At 69.4% G+C, this 5,078-nt stretch carries 6 protein-coding genes; 3 read left to right on the top strand and 3 right to left on the bottom strand.

Annotated features, from left to right (window positions below):
* The coding region (locus AC6EI8_RS24000; protein ID WP_498383067.1) for an AMP-binding protein at nt 1–492 on the bottom strand (492 nt) is incomplete at its 3' end.
* Nucleotides 493–842: 350 nt separating this feature from the next.
* Between AC6EI8_RS24000 and trxA the strand changes: the two genes are divergently transcribed.
* A complete protein-coding gene (gene trxA / locus AC6EI8_RS23995) occupies nt 843–1,688 on the top strand; it encodes a thioredoxin (RefSeq protein ID WP_150084221.1) in 846 nt (281 codons plus the stop codon).
* A gap of 64 nt (nt 1,689–1,752) precedes the next feature.
* Here the strand turns inward: trxA and AC6EI8_RS23990 are convergent, their stop codons facing one another.
* Nucleotides 1,753–2,226, bottom strand: a complete 474-nt coding sequence (locus AC6EI8_RS23990; RefSeq protein WP_265633343.1) for a hemerythrin domain-containing protein — start codon at nt 2,224–2,226, stop codon at nt 1,753–1,755.
* A 218-nt stretch (nt 2,227–2,444) separates the two neighbouring features.
* Between AC6EI8_RS23990 and AC6EI8_RS23985 the strand changes: the two genes are divergently transcribed.
* Nucleotides 2,445–3,023, top strand: a complete 579-nt coding sequence (locus AC6EI8_RS23985; RefSeq protein ID WP_149317809.1) for a P-loop nucleotide/nucleoside kinase family protein — start codon at nt 2,445–2,447, stop codon at nt 3,021–3,023.
* 178 nt (nt 3,024–3,201) lie between these two features.
* On the opposite strand, the gene AC6EI8_RS23980 is transcribed toward AC6EI8_RS23985, so the two are convergent.
* Complete coding sequence (locus AC6EI8_RS23980; RefSeq protein ID WP_498383066.1) at nt 3,202–4,251, bottom strand: tRNA threonylcarbamoyladenosine dehydratase; 1,050 nt, start codon at nt 4,249–4,251, stop codon at nt 3,202–3,204.
* Nucleotides 4,252–4,456: 205 nt separating this feature from the next.
* Here AC6EI8_RS23980 and AC6EI8_RS23975 point away from each other — a divergent pair.
* The coding region (locus AC6EI8_RS23975) for an AsmA family protein (protein WP_498383065.1) at nt 4,457–5,078 on the top strand (622 nt) is incomplete at its 3' end.

The following is a 5,078-nucleotide window of genomic DNA, read 5'->3' as shown; positions in this document are numbered from 1 at the left end:
CGCATCGGCGTATTGCGTCACCAGCAGATGCTGCAGCTGCTGGTCCTGCGGCAGCTCGGCGTTGGCGGCCGCGGCGCCGCCGGCCAGATCGGCCGAGCAGATCGCCACGCGGGCCTGCGCGTCGGTGATGTAGTGCTTGAATTCCTCGGCCCGGTTCATCGGATTGACCGGCACCACGACCGCGTCGGCGCGCAGGATCGCGTAGTAGCTGACGATGAACTGCGGGCAATTCTGCATGTACAGCAACACCCGGTCGCCCTTGGCCACGCCGGCCTCGCGCTGCAGCCAGCCCGCCAGCGCGGTGGCCTGCGCCTCCAGTTCGCGGAAGGTGATGGCCTTGCCGAAATAGCGGATCGCGGCCTTGTCGGCATAGCGGCGCGCCGACACCTCCAGATTGACCCACAGCGAGGTCTCGGGCAGCACGATGGCGGTGGGCGCCCGCTTGGGCCAGAACTGGAAATGCGGGCGCGCGGCGGGCTTCTGGGTCTGCATGCGTTTGTCTCCTGAGCGGTCTTTGCAACCGGTTCTCGTGCGTCGTTGCCGAGCCATCGTTGTCGAACGACGGGCACCGGCGCTGCCGCGGCCGGCAAGCAGCCCCGGCGGCGAATCGTCAAGCAATATAACCGAACGACCGTTCTATTTCCAAGGGGGTAGATTCCCGCAAGCGGGGTTGAGATGAGCGGCGCCGTCCCCACATCCACACAAGGAAACGGCCGTGCGGCGCGATTCCGCGCCTTGGGCCGAATCATGCGACCCGCGAGTCCCGGCGACTCCCAAGGATTTCCCGGGACTCCCGCGGATCCACGCGATATCAGGCGAATTCACGAACAGCGAGGCAAGGAATGAGCGACGTCACCCTGCAGAACTTCGACCACGACGTGATTGCGCTGTCGCGCAGCGTCCCCGTGCTGGTGGACTTCTGGGCGCCATGGTGCGGACCGTGCCGCACGCTGGGCCCGCTGCTGGAGAAACTCGAGCGCGAGGCCGGCGGCAAGTGGAAGCTGGCCAAGATCAACGTCGACGAGAACCAGGAGCTGGCCGCCCACTTCGGCGTGCGCAGCATTCCCCATGTGGTGGCCTTCGTCGACGGCAAGCCGGTCGACCAGTTCATCGGCGTGCTGCCCGAATCGGGCCTGCGCGAGTTCATCGCGCGGGTCACGCCGAACCCGGGCCAGATCGCGCTGCGCGAGGCGCGCCATGCGGCCGCCGCCGGCAATCGCCAGATCGCGCGCGAGGCCTTCCAGGCCGCGCTGGCCTTCGATCCCGGCTTCGACGAAGCGCGCCTCGACTACATTGCCTTCCTGCTCGACGGCAATGCGCTGGAGGAAGCCGAGGCCCAGTTCGGCATGCTGACCCCGCGCGCGCCGCAGCAGGATGCCTACGCCGCGCTGCAGACCCGGCTCGAGGCAATGAAGGGCCTGGGCGACCTGCCCGACGAGGGCACGCTGACCGGCCGCATCGCCGCCGACCCCGCGGATCTGCGGGCGCGCCTCGATCTGGCCCGGCTGCTGATCGCCCGCCGCCAATACGAACCGGCGCTGGAGCAGTTGCTGGCGATCGTGCGCACCGACCGCAGCTTCGAGGACGATGTCGGCCGCAAGACGATGCTGTCGGTGTTCGAGATGATGGGCGACACGCCCGAGGCGGTGTCGCGCTGGCGCCGGCAGTTGAGTGCGGCGTTGAATTGAGGTGGCGCGGCCGAGAGGGCGCGGTTGCGCTCTCTCCCGGCCCTCTCCCCCCGGCCGTCTCCCCTTACCCCGCCGGCCCCTCCACCAGCGTAAAGCCGTTCTGCCGCATGTAGGCCACCATCGCGGCGTCCTGCTTGCGCACGTGCAGCGCGAACCAGCCGGGCAGTTCCGCCACCAGGCGGCGCCCGGTCTCGAAGTCCCCTTCCTGCTCGACCTTCGCGCGGACCTTGCCGACGATCTCCAGCATCTGCCGGTGCTCGCCGGCATGGCATTGGCGCGGGCCGAAGTTCATCGCCTCCATCCACGCTTCCTCCATGTCGAAGTGGTAGCGCGTGTGGTCGATCCACTCGTCCAGCGCGGCCAGAAAGCCCTCGTCGCTGGCGCGCTGGGCGGCCTGCAGCAGCAGCACGAACTCCGCATGGGTATGGTCGGTGACGGGCTCGCCCAGATGCAGGTCGGCCGGCAGCGCGCTGCTGTCGAGATCGGGCGGCGTGGCCGTGGAGGCCGGGGAAGCGGAAGCGGGAGCGGAAACGGTCATGAAGGCGATCGGTTATGCTGCGCGGAATGCCCGAAGGCACAGGGATACGCGCAAGGATACCGAATCCCGCGCCCGGCGCCCGCGTGGACTCCGCTGGTTGCCCGCGTCGTCTCCGCAGGCCGCCCGCTTCGTTCCCGCTGGCTCCCCGCTTCGTCTGCAGAGTTGCCAGTTGGTTGCCCGCCAATCTTCCTCCCTGCTTCCTCGCCCGCTCCCCTTCGATGCCAAGACTGATCTTCTTCTGCGGACATGCCGGCACCGGCAAGACCACGCTGGCCCATCGCCTGATCGGCCCGCTGATGGAGGCCACCGGCGAACCGTTCTGCCTGCTCGACAAGGACACGCTGTACGGCCGCTACAGCGCCGCCGCGATGGGCGCGCTGACCGGCGATCCGAACGATCGCGACAGCCCGCTCTATCTGCAGCATCTGCGCGATCCGGAATACCAGGGCCTGCTCGATACCGCGCGCGAGAACCTGGCGCTGGGCATCAGCGCGATCGTGATCGGCCCGCTGTCGCGCGAGATCCGCGAGCATCGCCTCAGCGACCCGCAGTGGCTCGCGCTGCCGGCCGGCACCACGGTGCGTGTGGTCTGGGTCCATCTGCCCGAGGACGAGGCGCACGCGCGCATCGTGCGGCGCGGCAATCCCAACGATGCCTACAAGCTGGCGCACTGGGAGGACTATCGGCAGCGGCGTTTCATGCCCGATCCGGCCGAGTATCCCGAACTGATCTACTTCGACAACCTTGCGCCCGGAGAGGCAGAGGTGGCGCGGCTGCTCGACGCGCTGCGGGCCTGAGCGCACGAACTCGTCGCGAAGGGGGACAACGGCGGTTGCCGGGCGATATCGCAGGTATCGGTGCCGCCGCGCCCATCTTCCCGGCCCATCTTCCCGGCCCATCTTCCCGGCCCTCTTCCCGGCCCCTCTCCCGCAAGCGGCGATCGGAGAAAACCGCCAGCCGTTGGAACCGGGCCGGTCAGCCAGGCTGCGCGATCGCGCTCAGCGCCACCGATGCGGCGACGAAGCCGAACACCGCGGTGACGGCCACCGACGAGCCGAAGCCCGCGCAGGCCAGCCCCTGCGGCCCCTGCCGCGGATGGGCGGCGTCGGCAAAGGGCGCCTCGTCGATTTCGCAGGCCTGCTGCTCGGGCTCGGGATAGCGCAAGGGCTCATCGGAATACACCGCCGGCAGGCCGAACGGCTTCTTCGGGTCGCGCGGCAGCCCCCATTGCTTGCGCAGCCCGGCGCGGACCTTGGCCAGCAGCGGGTCCTGGATGGTGCGGGACAGGTCGGCCACGCGCACGCGGGTCGGGTCGAGCTGGCCGCCGGCGCCGCCGCAGGTGACGATCGGCAGCCGCTGGCGCCGGGCCCAGCCCAGCATCGCGATCTTGACCTTGACCGCATCGATCGCGTCGATCACGTAGTCATGGCCGGCCAGCAGCGCCTCGACGTTGTCGGGCGTGACGAAATCGTCGACGGGCCGCACCCGCACGCGCGGGTTGATCTGCAGCAGCCGCTGCGCCATCGCCTCGACCTTGGCGCGCCCATACTCGTCGCCCAGCGCGTGGATCTGCCGGTTGGTGTTCGACGGGGCGATATGGTCCAGGTCGATCAGCGTGATGCGCCCCACCGCGTTGCGGGCCAGCGCCTCGGCGGCCCAGCTGCCGACCCCGCCGATACCGACCACGCAGATGCTGGCCGCCTCCAGCCGCGCCAGGCCATCGGCACCGTAGAGGCGAGCCACGCCGCCGAAGCGCCGGTGGTAGTCGTCGTCCTCGGCGCTGTCATGCGGCAGCGCGGCAGGCAGTTCCGCCAGCGCCTGCGCGGCGACAGGATCGTCGTTGCGGTCGGGGCTGGCGTCGGCCCGGAAGTCGGAGCTGGAGGCAGCCCGGGGGTCGGCCCGGGTATCGACCGGGGAATCGCTCCGGGAATCGCTCCGGGAATCGCTCCGGGAATCGCTCCGGGAATCGACCCGGGAGTCGGCCCGGAAGTCGGCCCGGGAGTCTGCGTTAGGGTCGTCGGCCATCGAGGACTTCACCATCGGCTTGGACCCGCCTGCCGAAGCGATGCGAGCACGGCGGCGGGCAAAAAATGCGAAAAGCGCGGGCATCAATGTCAGTCGCATGCCGACAGGAGGGCCCGGCGCGCAACTATACAATAGCCGCAACGTGGTACGTCAGCCGCGCCAGCGCACCGGTCCGGTTCGCGCGTGCGCCGGCCAGGAGCCCCTCATGTCGATGCGCCGCCAGGCCGTGCTGTGGAGTGTGTTGACGCCCTTGGTGTTGATTGCGGCGGTGGTGGCCTTCGTGCTGCTGTTCGACTGGAACCGCCTCAAGCCCTGGCTCAACGAGAAGGTCAGCGATGCCATCGGGCGCCCGTTCGCCGTCAACGGCGACCTGATCCTGACCTGGCGCCGGCCCGAAGGCGAGAGCGGCTGGCGGCGCCTGGTGCCGTGGCCGCGGCTGTCCGCCCGCGACATCACGATCGGCAACCCCGACTGGACCCAGCAGCCCAATCTCGCCACCGCGCGGGAGCTGGTGTTCCTGCTGCGCCCGCTGCCGCTGCTGGCGCGCGAGATCTCGCTGCCGACCATCACCATCGATGGCCCCTCCGTCGCGCTCGAACGGCTGGCCGACAAGCGCAACAACTGGACCTTCCCCACCCGCGAAGACAAGGAGCCATCGCAATGGCACCTGGAAATCGGCGAGGTGGTGCTGACGCGCGGCCATCTGGCGCTGAACGATGCGGCCAGCAAGATCGAGTTGCGCGCGACGCTCGAGACCATCGGCGATGCCGCGCTGTACGACAAGGACCGCGACGGACCCCTCGCGCCGTCATCCGCACCGACCTCGG

It is taken from the genome of Cupriavidus sp. R6-3 (assembly GCF_059772245.1).
Note: the sequence above shows the minus strand (reverse complement) of the source record. Positions and strands in the feature narration are given on the sequence as shown.